General features: G+C 61.0%; 14 protein-coding genes. 7 read left to right on the forward strand and 7 right to left on the reverse strand.

What is annotated here, in order from left to right; genetic code table 11:
• Positions 1–152: 152 nt before the first annotated feature.
• Both dut and coaBC read right to left on the reverse strand, forming a co-directional pair.
• Positions 153–608: a dUTP diphosphatase gene (gene dut / locus AEQ63_RS21165; protein ID WP_042608119.1), complete on the reverse strand. Its 456-nt coding sequence runs from the start codon at positions 606–608 to the stop codon at positions 153–155.
• A gap of 5 nt (positions 609–613) precedes the next feature.
• Positions 614–1822, reverse strand: a complete 1209-nt coding sequence (coaBC, locus tag AEQ63_RS21170; RefSeq protein WP_042608120.1) for a bifunctional phosphopantothenoylcysteine decarboxylase/phosphopantothenate--cysteine ligase CoaBC — start codon at positions 1820–1822, stop codon at positions 614–616.
• A 133-nt stretch (positions 1823–1955) separates the two neighbouring features.
• Between coaBC and radC the strand changes: the two genes are divergently transcribed.
• Positions 1956–2630 (forward strand): RadC family protein, encoded by a 675-nt coding sequence (radC, locus tag AEQ63_RS21175; protein ID WP_042608121.1) that lies wholly within the window; start codon positions 1956–1958, stop codon positions 2628–2630.
• 77 nt (positions 2631–2707) lie between these two features.
• Here the strand turns inward: radC and AEQ63_RS21180 are convergent, their stop codons facing one another.
• Positions 2708–4297 carry an ABC transporter substrate-binding protein gene (locus AEQ63_RS21180; RefSeq protein ID WP_064364645.1) on the reverse strand — a complete coding sequence of 530 codons (1590 nt, stop codon included), beginning with the start codon at positions 4295–4297 and terminating at the stop codon, positions 2708–2710.
• A gap of 446 nt (positions 4298–4743) precedes the next feature.
• On the opposite strand from AEQ63_RS21180, the gene rpmB reads away from it, so the two are divergent.
• Together rpmB and rpmG are read left to right on the forward strand one after the other, a co-directional pair.
• Positions 4744–4977 (forward strand): 50S ribosomal protein L28, encoded by a 234-nt coding sequence (rpmB, locus tag AEQ63_RS21185; protein ID WP_007920377.1) that lies wholly within the window; start codon positions 4744–4746, stop codon positions 4975–4977.
• An 11-nt stretch (positions 4978–4988) separates the two neighbouring features.
• Positions 4989–5144 carry a 50S ribosomal protein L33 gene (gene rpmG, locus AEQ63_RS21190; RefSeq protein ID WP_016772554.1) on the forward strand — a complete coding sequence of 52 codons (156 nt, stop codon included), beginning with the start codon at positions 4989–4991 and terminating at the stop codon, positions 5142–5144.
• A 177-nt stretch (positions 5145–5321) separates the two neighbouring features.
• Here rpmG and AEQ63_RS21195 read toward each other — a convergent pair whose 3' ends face one another.
• Positions 5322–5684 carry a cupin domain-containing protein gene (locus AEQ63_RS21195; RefSeq protein WP_042608123.1) on the reverse strand — a complete coding sequence of 121 codons (363 nt, stop codon included), beginning with the start codon at positions 5682–5684 and terminating at the stop codon, positions 5322–5324.
• 236 nt (positions 5685–5920) lie between these two features.
• Between AEQ63_RS21195 and AEQ63_RS21200 the strand changes: the two genes are divergently transcribed.
• The gene (locus AEQ63_RS21200) at positions 5921–7414 is read left to right on the forward strand and encodes an aldehyde dehydrogenase (RefSeq protein WP_064364646.1); all 1494 of its coding nucleotides are present in this window, start codon (positions 5921–5923) and stop codon (positions 7412–7414) included.
• Positions 7415–7598: 184 nt separating this feature from the next.
• The gene (locus AEQ63_RS21205) at positions 7599–8744 is read left to right on the forward strand and encodes an MFS transporter (RefSeq protein ID WP_042607138.1); all 1146 of its coding nucleotides are present in this window, start codon (positions 7599–7601) and stop codon (positions 8742–8744) included.
• A gap of 119 nt (positions 8745–8863) precedes the next feature.
• Here AEQ63_RS21205 and AEQ63_RS21210 read toward each other — a convergent pair whose 3' ends face one another.
• A complete protein-coding gene (locus tag AEQ63_RS21210; RefSeq protein ID WP_064364647.1) occupies positions 8864–10432 on the reverse strand; it encodes a phospholipase D family protein in 1569 nt (522 codons plus the stop codon).
• Between the two features lie 61 nt (positions 10433–10493).
• Positions 10494–11915 carry an aminotransferase-like domain-containing protein gene (locus tag AEQ63_RS21215; protein WP_064364648.1) on the reverse strand — a complete coding sequence of 474 codons (1422 nt, stop codon included), beginning with the start codon at positions 11913–11915 and terminating at the stop codon, positions 10494–10496.
• Between the two features lie 175 nt (positions 11916–12090).
• On the opposite strand from AEQ63_RS21215, the gene AEQ63_RS21220 reads away from it, so the two are divergent.
• Positions 12091–12333, forward strand: coding sequence for a DUF1127 domain-containing protein (locus AEQ63_RS21220; RefSeq protein WP_064364649.1), 243 nt, complete (start codon positions 12091–12093; stop codon positions 12331–12333).
• Between the two features lie 118 nt (positions 12334–12451).
• Here the strand turns inward: AEQ63_RS21220 and AEQ63_RS21225 are convergent, their stop codons facing one another.
• Positions 12452–13762 carry an NAD(P)/FAD-dependent oxidoreductase gene (locus AEQ63_RS21225; protein ID WP_064364650.1) on the reverse strand — a complete coding sequence of 437 codons (1311 nt, stop codon included), beginning with the start codon at positions 13760–13762 and terminating at the stop codon, positions 12452–12454.
• A gap of 146 nt (positions 13763–13908) precedes the next feature.
• On the opposite strand from AEQ63_RS21225, the gene AEQ63_RS21230 reads away from it, so the two are divergent.
• On the forward strand, positions 13909–14262 hold the full coding sequence (locus AEQ63_RS21230) for a YkgJ family cysteine cluster protein (RefSeq protein ID WP_064364756.1): 354 nt from the start codon (positions 13909–13911) through the stop codon (positions 14260–14262).
• Positions 14263–14331 lie beyond the last annotated feature (69 nt).

A 14331-nucleotide genomic window follows, 5' to 3' on the forward strand; every position in this document is an offset into this window, starting at 1 on the left:
TGTGTGTGCGCCTCCACCCCCCCCCCCCCCGACCCCATATGTTGGGGGCGGGGGAGCGCGCCCCCGTGTGGGGGGCGGGCCCCCAAAAGTTTTGGGGTCCGGGCGCCCGCCCGGGGGGACCCACCCCCCCTCGCCACAATAGTGTCTTTGCGCTATTTGGTGCCGGTATGCCCGAAGCCGCCGGTGCCGCGTTCGGTTTCGACGAATTCCTCGACCATTTCGAAATGCGCTTGTACCACCGGTACCAGCACCAGTTGCGCCAGACGCTCGCCGACGGGCATGGTGAAGTCGCTCTGGCCGCGGTTCCAGCAGGAGACCATCAGCGGACCCTGATAATCGGAGTCGATCAGGCCGACCAGGTTGCCGAGAACGATGCCGTGTTTGTGGCCCATGCCCGAGCGCGGCAGGATCAATGCCGCGAGGTTCGGGTCGCCGATGTACACCGACAGGCCGGTGGGGATCAGCACGGTTTCACCCGGTTTGATCACGATGTTCTGTTCCAGCATGGCTCGCAGGTCGAGGCCGGCGGAGCCCGGAGTGGCGTATTGCGGCAGCGGGAACTCGGTACCGATGCGTGGATCGAGGATCTTGGCTTGCAAAGCGTGCATGTAAATTAAACCTGGTTCAGACGTTCGGCGATAAAAGTGACCAGTTGGCGAGCGATCTTGCTCTTGCTGGTCTGGGCGAAAACCGTGGCGTGCAGCTCACGGTCGATGACGCTGCAGGCGTTTTCTTCGCTGTTGAAACCGATGCTCGGGTTGGCGACGTCGTTGGCGACGATCAGATCGAGATTCTTGTCCTTCAGCTTGCGTGCAGCGTAGTCGAGCAGGTGTTCGGTTTCGGCGGCGAAGCCGACACTGAACGGGCGGTCGGTGCGGGTCGCGATGGTGGCAAGGATGTCCGGGTTGCGCACCATTTGCAGGACGAAGCCGTCACCGCTCGCAGGATCTTTCTTGAGTTTATGCGGCGCGACGACTTCAGGGCGGTAGTCCGCCACCGCTGCCGACGAGATGAACACGTCGCAAGGCATGGCCGATTCGCAGGCGGTGAGCATGTCGCGGGCGCTGACCACATCGATACGGGTGACGCGATCCGGCGTCGGCAGGTGTACCGGGCCGCTGATCAAGGTGACGCGGGCGCCGGCTTCCACGGCGGCTTCGGCGAGGGCAAAACCCATTTTGCCGGAGCTGTGGTTGGTGATGTAGCGCACCGGGTCGATGTTTTCCTGGGTCGGGCCGGCGGTGATCACCACATGCTTGCCGGTCAGCGCCAGGCGCTGGAAGCAGTCGGCGGCAAGCAGCGCCAGATCGGTGGCCTCCATCATGCGGCCCATGCCGACGTCGCCGCAGGCCTGACTGCCCGAGGCCGGGCCGAAAGTCTTCAGCCCACGGCTTTCCAGCAGTTGCAGGTTGGCCTGGGTCGCCGGGTCGCGCCACATTGCCTGATTCATCGCAGGCGCGACGGCCACTACGGCGTCGGTGGCCAGCACCAGTGTGGTCAGCAGATCGTTGGCAATGCCTTGGGCCAGACGGGCGATCAGGTCGGCGGTGGCCGGCGCGATGAGTACCAGATCGGCCCATTTCGCCAGCTCGATATGGCCCATGGCGGCTTCGGCAGCGGGGTCGAGCAAGTCGAGGTGAACCGGGTGTCCGGACAGGGCCTGCATGGTCAGCGGGGTAATGAATTCGGCGCCGCCGTGGGTCATGACCACGCGCACTTCGGCACCCTGGTCGATCAGGCGGCGAACCAGATCGGCGCTCTTGTAGGCCGCAATGCCGCCGCCGACGCCCAGAACGATGCGTTTCCGATACAGCCGCTGCATAGGTCTGCCTTTCATTTCGTTGATGACTGCGGCGCGATGCCCCTCCCCAGGGTTGAATCGACCGCCAAAAAGATGGGCTACGATATCACAGCGACCGCTACGGAACAGCGGCGCCCACAGACAAGGAGGTGCTATGAGTATTCGCGATTGGCCGGCGGCGGAACGCCCGCGGGAAAGGTTGTTGGAGCATGGAGCGGGGAGTCTGTCGGACGCTGAGTTACTGGCGATTTTTCTGCGCACCGGACTGCCTGGGAAAAGCGCTGTGGACCTCGCCAGACATCTGCTGACGCAATTCGGCGGCCTGCGTTTGCTGCTCGAGGCCGATCAGGACGCATTCAGCAAACAAATGGGCCTCGGCCCGGCCAAGTTCGCCCAGTTGCAAGCTGCGCAAGAAATGAGCAAGCGCCATCTGGCCGAGCGTTCACGGCAGAAACCGGCGCTGGAAAACCCTCAGGTCGTTCGCGACTACCTCAAGGCCATGCTGCGCCATGAACCGCACGAGGTGTTCGGCTGCCTGTTTCTTGATTCAAAACATCAGGTGCTGAATTTCGAGGCGCTGTTTCGCGGCTCGATCGACAACACCAGCGTGCATCCCCGGGAGGTGGTGAAACGCGCGCTGGCCAACAACGCGGCGGCGGTGATCCTGTGTCACAACCATCCGTCCGGCAACACCGACCCGAGCCAGGCGGATCGGCTGCTGACCAAGCGCTTGCAGAAGACCCTGGAGTTGATTGACGTGCGGGTGCTCGATCACTTCATCGTCGGTGACGGCGAGCCGTTGTCGATGGCGGAGTGTGGCTGGATGTAAAAGAGCAGCGGCAAGCCTCTAGCTGCAAGCGGCAAGCTGGAGCCGTGCGCGGAGTGCTCTAGCTTGCCGCTTGCCGCTTAGGGCTTGAGGCTGATTTTTGAATAATCCTGCCGGCCGAACGGGCTGACGGAATAACCCTGAACGTCCTTGCGGGTCAGCGCGTAGGCGGTCGGGTGCGCCAGTGGCAGCCACAACGCCTGCTGCTGGATCTGCGCCTGTGCCTGTTCATACAGCTTGGTGCGTACGCCTTGTTCGCTGGTGGTCTTGCCGGCACTGATCAGCTTGTCCAGATCGGCGTTGCAGTACCGCGCAAAGTTGGTGCCGGACTTCACTGCTGCGCAGGAAAACTGCGGGGTGAGGAAGTTGTCCGGGTCGCCGTTATCGCCAGCCCAGCCCATGAACAACAGGTCATGTTCGCCGGCCTTGGCGCGGCGAATCAGTTCGCCCCATTCGATCACCCGGATCTCCGCCTGAATGCCGATCTCGGCCAGGTCCGATTGCAGCATCTGCGCGCCGAGGCTCGGGTTCGGGTTGAGCAGGCTGCCCGATGGGCGCGTCCAGATCGTAGTCTGGAAGCCATCCTTCAATCCGGCCTTGGCCAGCAGCGCCTTGGCTTTGGCCACGTCGTGCGGATAGCCCGGCAGGTTCTTCGCATAGCTCCAGGTGTTCGGCGGGTAGGGGCCGTTGGCCGCCTCGGCGGTGTCTTCGAACACGGCTTTGATGTAGCTCGCCTTGTCGAAAGCGAGGTTGATCGCCTGGCGCACTTCCGGCTTGTCCAGTGGCGGATGCTGGCTGTTGATGCCCACGAAGGCGGTCATGAATGCGTCAGTCTTTTCGACTTTCAGTGTTGGTTCTTTCAGCGCGGCCTGTACGTCCAATGGTTTCGGTGACAGGGCGATCTGGCATTCATTGCGCCGCAGCTTTTGCAGGCGCACGTTGGCATCCGGCGTGATGGCGAAGATCAGCGGGTCGACGGCAGACTTGCCACGGAAGTAATCCGGGTTGGCCTTGTAGCGGATCGCCGCGTCTTTCTGGAAGCGATTGAACACAAACGGGCCAGTGCCGATCGGTTGGCTGTTGAGTTTCTCGGTCGCGCCAGCCTTCATCAGCTTGTCGGCATATTCGGCGGAATAGATCGAGGCGAAACCCATGCTCAGGGTGGCGAGGAAGGTCGAATCCGGATGATCAAGAGTGAATCGCACGGTGAGCGGGTCGAGGGCGTCGATCTTCTTGATCAGAGTCGGCAGTTGCATCGACTGCGCATGGGGGAAGCCGCTTTGGGCGACTTTGTGCCACGGGTTGGCCGGGTCGAGCATGCGGTCGAAGCTGAACTTGACGTCTTCAGCGCTCAGCTCGCGGCTGGGCTTGAAGTAATCAGTTGTATGAAATTTCACCTGCGGGTGCAGCTTGAATACATACGTCAGGCCATCAGTGCTGACTTCCCAGCTGTCGGCCAGGCTCGGGATGACCTTGCCACTGGCGGTGTCGAAATCCACCAGACGGTTCATCAGTACGTCAGCCGAAGCGTTGGTGGTAGTCAGCGAGTTGTACTGCACCACGTCGAACCCTTCAGGGCTGGCCTCGGTACAGACGCTCAAAGCGGCGGCCTGGGCGAGGGGGCTCAGCAGGAGCGGGGCGAGCAACAGGGGTAGGGCAGCGAGGCGCATGGTCGGTTTCCTTTACAGATCGAAGGCCCATCTGCAAGTGCAGTCTGGAAAAGTCCTACCCTAGAGCTCTGAATTGCAAATGACTATCCCCTTTTTGTATTTTCAGGCGCAGTCTTGCGCGGTTTCGGGCACCGCCAGGGAGATGAAAAGTCTGAATCGCCTGTAGGGCGGGAATTCTGCGACGAGTGGTCAAAACTCGTCGCGGCCTTTATTCAAGGCACCTGAGGCGGAAAAAATCGCCCCTTTTCCGATTGATTGCACACCGATTGTTGTTGCACCCCGGTCTTTCTGGTATAAAGCAGCGCTCTTTTCTAGGGGCCCGGTTCCTTCACTGTAGGTGTAGCCGGTAAGACCTCTAAAGAAACGCGGCGCCTGGCGCCAAATGACTGAGAGATTAAGCGGCCAACCCATGCCGGGTTGGGCATGTGGTTTTAGAGGGCTGAGGCATGTCGAGAGTATGTCAAGTTACCGGTAAGGGTCCGGTGACTGGGAATAACATTTCCCACGCAAACAACAAAACCCGTCGTCGTTTCCTGCCGAACCTGCAGCATCACCGCTTCTGGGTTGAAGAAGAGAAACGTTTTGTGCGTCTGCGCGTATCTGCCAAAGGCATGCGTATCATCGACAAGCGTGGCATCACTGTCGTGCTCGCCGAACTTCGCCGCGATGGCAAGATTTAAGGGAGCTAATCATGCGTGAATTGATTCGTTTGATCTCGAGCGCCGGTACTGGTCACTTCTACACTACCGACAAGAACAAGCGTACTACCCCGGACAAAATCGAGATCAAGAAATATGATCCGGTTGTTCGCAAGCACGTGATGTACAAGGAAGGCAAAATCAAGTAATTGATTTTTCCTGACTGCGAAAAAGGCCCGTATCTCACGATACGGGCCTTTTTTGTTGCCTCGGATTTGGCGGTGTCTGGTGGGGCCTCATCGCGAGCAGGCTCACTCCTACACGTGGAATGCGGTCCTGTAGGAGTGAGCCTGCTCGCGATAGGGCCAGATCAGGCAGCGAACATCTCAAGCCTTCTGTTCAAAGATCACATAAACCTTGCGGCAAGCCTCCAGCACTTCCCAGGTACCACGAAACCCCGCCGGAATTACAAACCGGTCGCCAACCCGCAAGGTCTTGGCATTGCCATCGCTGTCACGCAATACCGATACGCCCTGGAGGATTTCGCAGTATTCATGCTCGGTGTAATTCACCGTCCACTGACCCACCGCCCCTTCCCACACTCCCACGCCCATTTGCCCACAAGGGCTGTCGTATTGATGGAACACCGCCTGCTCAGGGTCGCCCTTGAGCACTTTCGTCGGATCCGGGCGATAGCGCTCGGCTTCGCTGCTGGCGAGGCTGATGTCGACGACGTTGTGGATGTTCATTGTTGTTTTCTCCGCTAATGACGACGCGTGGGCTGGAATGAGCCGAAGTCTATGTTTATTAAAATGAACACCGCAAGGCTGTATGGCCAGCTTATGTCAAATATATTGAAACAAACCCGGCCGCTGGTTTAGGGTGGCGGGTGCCTTGGGCCGAAAGTGCAGGCTGGCCGGGCAGGATTCTTGAACAGCGCCGCAGCGCTTGCGGTGCTTGTATTCAATAAGAGGAGGACACCCGAATGACAACCCTGACTCGTGCCGACTGGGAACGACGCGCCCGCGATCTGCAAATCGAAGGCCGCGCCTTCCTGAATGGCGAATACACCGACGCCGTCTCCGGCGAAACCTTCGAATGCATCAGCCCGGTCGATGGCCGTCTGCTTGGCAAGATCGCCAGCTGTGACGCTGCCGACGCCGACCGTGCCGTAGAAAACGCCCGCGCTACTTTCAATTCCGGTGTCTGGTCGCGCCTGGCGCCGACCAAACGCAAAGCCACCATGATCCGCTTCGCCAGCCTGCTGAAACAGCACGCCGAAGAACTGGCGCTGCTGGAAACCCTCGACATGGGCAAGCCGATCAGCGATTCGCTGTATATCGACGTGCCAGGCGCGGCGCAGGCGCTGAGCTGGAGCGGCGAAGCGATCGACAAGATCTACGACGAAGTCGCCGCTACCCCGCATGATCAACTCGGTCTGGTGACTCGCGAGCCGGTAGGCGTGGTCGGCGCTATCGTACCGTGGAATTTCCCGTTGATGATGGCCTGCTGGAAACTCGGGCCGGCGTTGTCGACCGGTAACTCGGTAATCCTCAAGCCGTCGGAAAAATCGCCGCTGACCGCCATCCGTATCGCTGCACTGGCCATTGAAGCCGGTATTCCGAAAGGCGTGCTTAACGTGCTGCCGGGCTATGGTCATACCGTCGGCAAGGCGCTGGGCCTGCACAATGACGTCGACACGCTGGTGTTCACCGGTTCGACGAAGATCGCCAAGCAACTGATGGTCTACGCCGGCGAATCGAACATGAAACGCGTCTGGCTGGAAGCGGGCGGCAAGAGCCCGAATATCGTCTTCGCCGATGCGCCGGACCTGCAGGCCGCCGCCGAATCTGCCGCCAGCGCCATCGCTTTCAACCAGGGCGAAGTGTGCACCGCCGGTTCGCGTCTGCTGGTCGAGCGTTCGATCAAGGACAAATTCCTGCCGATGGTGATCGAGGCGCTGAAAACCTGGAAACCCGGCAATCCGCTGGACCCGGCGACCAACGTCGGTGCGCTGGTCGATACCCAGCAGATGAACACCGTGCTGTCGTACATCGAATCCGGCCACAGCGATGGCGCCAGACTGGTCGCCGGCGGCAAGCGCATCCTCCAGGAAACCGGTGGCACTTACGTTGAGCCGACCATTTTCGACGGCGTGAGCAATGCGATGAAGATTGCCCAGGAAGAGATCTTCGGCCCAGTGTTGTCGGTGATCGCTTTCGATACCGCCGAAGAAGCCATCCAGATCGCCAACGACACGCCATACGGCCTGGCCGCAGCGGTGTGGACCCAGGACATCTCCAAGGCACACCTGACCGCCAAGGCCCTGCGCGCCGGTAGTGTGTGGGTCAACCAGTACGACGGCGGCGACATGACTGCGCCGTTCGGTGGCTTCAAACAGTCGGGCAACGGTCGCGACAAATCGCTGCACGCCTTCGACAAGTACACCGAGCTGAAGGCGACGTGGATCAAGCTGTGATGCATTAAGGGGCCTGAGTAGATCAGGCTTCCGACCGTACAGAGATCCCCTGTGGGAGCGAGCCAGCTCGCGAAAGCGGTGTATCAGTCAGCAGACCTGCTGAATGTGAAACCCTATTCGCGAGCAGGCTCGCTCCCACACTGGTTTTGTGGTGCACATAAAAATATCCACAGGAGCGTGGAACATGCGGTGGGCGACCTATTTCGCCGTGTTGGCGTCTGTCTTGAGTGTCGGCCTGGCCCTGGGGGTCAGCATGCCATTGGTATCGTTGCGTCTGGAGGGCTGGGGTTACGGCTCATTCGCCATCGGTGTGATGGCGGCGATGCCGGCGATCGGTGTGCTGCTGGGTGCGAAGATTTCCAGCCATCTCGCTGCGTATTTCGGCACCGCTAACCTGATGCGTCTGTGCCTGTGGGCCGGGGCATTGTCGATCGGTTTACTGGCGTTGCTGCCGAGTTATCCGATCTGGTTGCTGCTGCGGCTGCTGATCGGCGTGATCCTGACCATCGTGTTCATCCTTGGCGAGAGCTGGATCAATCAGCTGGTTGTCGAAAAGTGGCGCGGGCGTCTGGTAGCGCTGTATGGCAGCAGCTATGCGCTGAGCCAGCTGTCCGGTCCATTGCTGCTGGGCGCGCTGGGCACCGAGCATGATTACGGTTTTTGGGTCGGGGTGGGTCTGCTGACGGTCTCGCCCTTCCTGCTCTTGGGTCGCAGCGGCGCGCCGAGCAGTGAGGCCAACAGCGTGACATTTGGCGATCTGTGGGGCTTTGCCCGGGAGTTGCCGGCGATTGCCTGGGCAGTGTCGTTGTTCGCCGCGTTCGAGGCGATGATCCTGACGTTGCTGCCGGTGTACTGCCTGCAACAGGGGTTCACCGCCGAAATCGCCTTGGCCATGGTCAGCACCGTGGTGGTCGGCGATGCACTGCTGCAATTGCCGATCGGCGCATTGGCCGATTATCTGTCGCGGCGCACGCTGTTTGCCGGGTGCGCGGTGGTGTTGATGCTGTCGAGTCTGGCCATTCCAGTGTTGCTCGACACGCTGCTGATCTGGCCGCTGTGGGTGCTGTTCGGTGCCAGTGCCGGCGGCTTGTTTACCCTGTCGCTGATCCTGATTGGCGAGCGTTACCGTGACGATGCGCTGGTGCGCGCCAATGCGCATATCGCGCAGTTGTGGGGTGTCGGTTGTCTGGTCGGGCCGTTGGCGGCGGGGGCAGGCAGTCAGTGGATCAATGGGCATGCATTGCCGCTGTTGATGGCGGCGGGCGCGTTTGGATTGGTGCTTTTGTTGTTGCGCCAGGGGGCATTTGGCACAACGGCAGAAGCTGCCTGAGCGCACTCCTGTGGGAGCGAGCCTGCTCGCGAAAGCGGTGCACCGGTCAGCTCATTTCTGGATGTGAAACCGTTTTTGCGAGCAGGCTCGCTCCCACAAGGGGTCACCAACAGACGGACTTACAGCATCCGCTCCAGGCCGACGCTGGTGCTGAACCACGAGTTGAAACGCCGCCACCAGCTCCCCGGTTCCTTGGTCAGAGTATGCATCTGACCGTTGTCCTCCGTGACCCAGACGACCTTGCCGTCCTCAAGCTTCGCCTGATAACTCAGGGTTGGCGCCATGCCTTGCAGCGCCAGTGCGCGGACGTGCTCGGCCAGTTCCGGGCTGTCGACCAGAATGCCGACTTCGGTGTTCCACAGCACCGAGCGCGGGTCGAAATTGAACGAGCCGATAAACGATTTGCGCCGATCGAAAATCATCGCCTTGCTGTGCAGGCTGGAATCCGAGCCGCGATACGAGCGGCTGTAGAACACTCGCGGACCGCTGCCATAGTTATCCCCAGGCTGGCGCCGCAGTTCATAGAGTTTCACCCCGTGTTCCAGCAACGCCTTGCGATAGGGCGCGTAGCCGCCATGCACCGCTGGCACGTCGGTGGCCTCCAGCGAATTGGTCAACAGGCTCACGGAGACCCCGGCATCGGCGCGCCCGGTCAGGTAGACCAGCCCCGGCTGACCCGGCACGAAATACGCAGAAATCATGATCAGCTCTTTGCTGACACCGGTCAGTTCCGGCGCCAGTTGTGTGGTCAGCAGCAGGTGCGGATCAGGTTCGCCCTTGGACAGAACCTTGCTCGGCGCATCCCACAACGCCTGGTTCCAGGCCCAGATCAGCTCTTTGCGCCAGATGTCCATGCGCGGGTCGGTGGTGAACTTCATCAACTGCTGATACAGCGCGTGGTTCTGCCTGCGGGTTTCTTCCAGCGACTCTTCCAGGCGCGTGCGCGTGTTCTCCAGGTCGGCGGCGGTCGGCTGGCTGGAGAGGAATTCGTCGATCGGCTTGCTCAGCGCACTGTTCCAGTACTGATCGAAACTGTGCCCGAGCTGCTCGGCCACCGGGCCGATGCTGAGCATGTCGATGTCGGTGAAATTCAGGTTGGGTTCGGCGTCGAAATACTCGTCGCCCAGATTGCGCCCGCCGACGATGGCCGCGCTGTTGTCCGCCAGCCACAACTTGTTGTGCATGCGCCGATGCTGCACAGACAGATTGAACAGTCGCCCGGCCGCACGCGTGACGCCGGTGCTGCGTCCCAGGTGCAACGGATTGAACAAGCGAATCTGAATCTGCGGATGCGCCGCCAGGGTGGCGATGATCTGGTCGAGGCCGTCGCTGGTGGTGTCATCGAGCAGGATGCGCACACGCACGCCACGGTCGGCAGCCTTGAGCACTTCCTCCACCAGCATCCGCGTGCTGATGCCGTCGTGGACGATGTAGTACTGCAAATCGAGGCTGACCTGGGCGTGACGAATCAGCTCGGCCCTGGCAGTAAATGCCTCGCCGCTGTCGGAGAGCAGGCGAAACCCGGACTGCCCCTTGTAGGGCGCGGCCTGCGCCTGGATCGAGCGGCCGAAACTCGATTCCGACGCCGGCAGGGCCTGGCTCGGTTCGCGCGGTACATCAAGGCTGGCGCAGCCGCTGAGGAACGAGGCGAGTATCAGTAAAGCGAGTAGGGGCTGTCTGAAGCTCACGTAGGATCGTTCCGGTTGGCGGTTGAGGTCGGCATTTTGGACGCCGGGCTGACAAAAAAGGTCAGTCGGTCTCAGCGAGTAATTTGATTGCCGCGGCACCGACCTTGCGCACCGCCTCTTCGATCTGCGCTGTTGGTTTGGCAGCGTAGTTCATCCGCAGACAATTGCGGTATTTGCCCGAGGCGGAAAAGATGCTGCCGACGGCAATCTGTACACCCTGATCGTGCAGCGCGCGATTCAGTTTCAGCGTGTCGAAACCGTCCGGCAGCTCCACCCAGAGCATGAAGCTGCCCTGCGGGCGACTGGCGCGAGTGCCGGCGGGGAAGTAGCGGGTCACCCAGTCGATCATCGCGTCACGATTGCGCTGGTACTGCATGCGCATGCGCCGCAGGTGCGGCTCGAAATGGCCGGCCTTGATGAATTCGGCAATGGCGATCTGCGGTTGTGGCGCGGTGGATCCGGTGCTGATGTATTTCATGTGCAGCACCCGCTCCAGATACCGGCCCGGTGCCACCCAGCCGATGCGCAGCCCCGGCGCCAGAGTCTTGGAGAACGAGCTGCAGAGCAACACGCGGCCGTCTTCATCGAAGGATTTGATCGTACGTGGGCGCGGGTAGGTGTAGGCCAGTTCGCCATACACATCGTCTTCGATGATCGCCACGTCGAAACGCTGGGCCAGCGTCAACAGGGCGCGCTTGCGCGACTCGGGCATGACGTAGCCGAGGGGGTTGTTGCAGTTGGGCGTGAGCTGAATGGCTTTGATCGGCCACTGTTCCAAGGCCAGTTCAAGCGCGTCGAGGCTGATGCCGGTGAGCGGGTCGGTGGGGATTTCCAGGGCTTTCATGCCCAGGCCTTTGAGGGTCTGCATGGCGCCGTGGAAGCTCGGTGAGTCCACCGCGACGATGTCGCCCGGCTCGCAGATCGCGTGGATGCTGGTGGACAGCGCTTCGTGGCAGCCAGTGGTGATCACCAGATCGCTGGCGCTCAACTGACAGCCGGAATCAAGCATCAGGCGTGCGATCTGTTCGCGCAGTTCGAGGTTGCCGTGGATGTTGTCGTAATACAGACCGGGCATGTCCTGCCGCCGACTGATCCGTGCCAGTCCACGCAGCAATGGTTTCATGGTCGGCGAGCCGACATCGGGCATGCCGCGGCCCAACTGCACAACGTCTTTGCGCGGTACGGCGCGGATCAATTCCAGCACCTGATCCCACTGCGAAATCTCCACCGGCCGTTGCGCCGGGCGGCCGATTGCCGGCAATTCCGGCAGTTCGCGGCCAACGGGCACGAAATAGCCGGACTTGGGTTTTGGCGTGGCCAGACCGCTGTCTTCGAGCACGCGATAGGCCTGCTGCACCGTGCTCAGACTGACTCCGTGTTCAACACTCAGTGCGCGCACTGACGGCAAGCGATCACCGGGGCGATAGAAACCCTGTTCGATGCGGGTGCCGAGCAATTCGGCGAGGTTTACATACAGAGTCATGGTGGTCTCGGTGTGCAGTGATGAAAACCAGTACAGATGCGGCAGAAAACGATCATTCAGTCAGCGAATCGGCAAATCTGTATGGAGTTAATACAGGTTCGTTGAGTCTGTAATGGTTTTGCCGGCCCGCGCATCATGGAATCTCTGGCTACCCAAGTAAACAGGAGCAACGAAAATGAACGGCTTGAGCGATGTGCGGCTGACGTTACACAGTCAGGAACTGGCGGCAGGGCAGAAGGACAACGCGCGCAATCAGCTGCGTAACGCGCCGTCCGGCCTGAGTCGCTGGGGTCTGTTCTGGCAGCGTCTGCACACGCGCAAGGCGTTGCTGGCGCTGACGGCGGATCAGCTCAAGGATATCGGGCTGACCCGTGAGCAGGCGCGGGAGGAGGGGTTGAAGCCGTTCTGGCGGATCTGAGATCTGTATCGTTCTTGCGGGCCTCATCGCGAGCAGGCTCACTCCTACAGGGGAAACTCATTTCAACTGTAGGAGTGAGCCTGCTCGCGATAGGGCCCTTAAAGCCACCGCAACTCTGTCAGACCAACTCTTTAAGCCGATGCCACAACATTCCCAGCGCCAACAGCGGCGAGCGCAAATGCTTGCCACCGGGGAAGGTGATGTGCGGCACCTTGGCGAACAGATCAAAGCCACCGCCATGCTGCCCGCTGATCGCCTCGGCCAGCAGCTTGCCGGCCAGGTGTGTGGCATTCACCCCATGACCGGAATAAGCCTGGGCGTAATACACGTTCGGTTGATCGGCGAGCCGGCCGATCTGCGGCAAGCGGTTGGCGCCGATGCCGATCATCCCGCCCCATTGATAGTCAATTTTCACCCCGGCCAGTTGCGGGAACACTTCAAGCATCTTCGGCTGCATATAAGCGCCGATGTCTTTCGGATCACGTCCTGAATAATGGCAGGCACCACCGAACAGCAAGCGTCGATCCGCCGAGAGCCGATAGTAATCCAGCGCTACTCGTTGATCGCAGACCGCCATGTTCTGCGGCAGCAGGTCATGCGCCTGCTCTTCGCTCAGCGGCTCTGTGGCGATGATGTAGCTGCCGGCGGGCAGAACCTTTCCGCTCAGTTGCGGATTCAAGTCGTTGAGATAAGCATTGCAGCCCAGCACCAGAGTCTTCGCCCGCACCGAGCCCTGCGCCGTGTGCACTTTCACTTCGGGGCCGTAATCGATGCGCGTCACCGCCGAACGCTCGAACAGCTGAACGCCCAGTTGCTGCGCCGCAGCCGCTTCGCCCAGCGCCAGATTCAGCGGGTGCAGATGCCCGGAACCCATGTCGATCAAGCCGCCCACGTAGCGCTTGGAGCCGACCACTATGTGCATTTCACTGGCTTTTAACAGGCGGGTTTCGTAGCGATAACCGAGGCTGCGCAGTTCTTCGGCGTCTTCGGCAAAACCGTCGAGATCGGAAGGCTTGTTGGCAAGGTCGCAGTAGCCCCAGGTCAGGTCGCAGGCAATGCCGAAACGCTCGACGCGCTGGCGGACGATTTCCACTGCTTCCAGGCCCATGAGCTTCATCTCGCGCACGCCGTCGGCCCCGATGACATTGGCGAACTGATCGAGGCCGTGACCGACGCCGCGAATCAACTGCCCGCCGTTGCGACCGCTGGCGCCCCAACCGATCCTGTGCGCTTCCAGCAACACTACGCTGAGGCCGCGCTCAGCCAGTTCCAGTGCCGTGTTCAACCCGGAAAAGCCGCCGCCGACCACGCAGACGTCAGCCGCCACGTCGCCTTGCAGCACAGGATGGTCGGGCTGCGGCAAGCTGCTGGCGGCGTAATAAGAGGCAACGTGGGGCTGGCTCGCGGTGGTCTGGGCGCGGGCGGTCATGGGCATCATCCAACGGCTGAGTGTCGAGAAAATTTGACGGAGCATAAGCTGCGCGGCTGAAGGCGGGCAACATCGGTCGGTCTGCGGTGTCTGGATCCGCGCTTTTGCGGCACAATCGTTGTCCCGCCACTTTGGTCACCGTTTCGATGAGCTGCAACAGCCAGAAAATCCGCGCCCTGCGTCAGCAGATCCCGACGTTCGAATGCGTGCCGGGCTGCCACGACTGCTGCGGGCCGGTGACCACTTCGCCCGAAGAGATGGCACGACTGCCGCGCAAGAGCCGCGCCGAGCAGGACGCAGCGCTGGAAGCACTCAACTGTGTGCACCTGGGGCCGAATGGCTGCACGGTGTATGAAGAGCGACCGCTGATCTGCCGATTGTTCGGCACCACCAAAACCTTGCCGTGCCCCAACGAGCGGCGACCGGTGGAGTTGATTCATCCGCGGGTGGAGAAGCAGATATTCGAATACATGGCGGCGAATCGGCAGGTGCTGGTTTAACGCGTTCACTCGGAACCGAGTTGACGCCATCGCGAGCAGGCTCACTCCTACAGGGGTACGCATTGCAAG

Source organism: Pseudomonas sp. RIT-PI-o (assembly GCF_001297215.1).
Taxonomy (GTDB): domain Bacteria; phylum Pseudomonadota; class Gammaproteobacteria; order Pseudomonadales; family Pseudomonadaceae; genus Aquipseudomonas; species Aquipseudomonas moraviensis_A.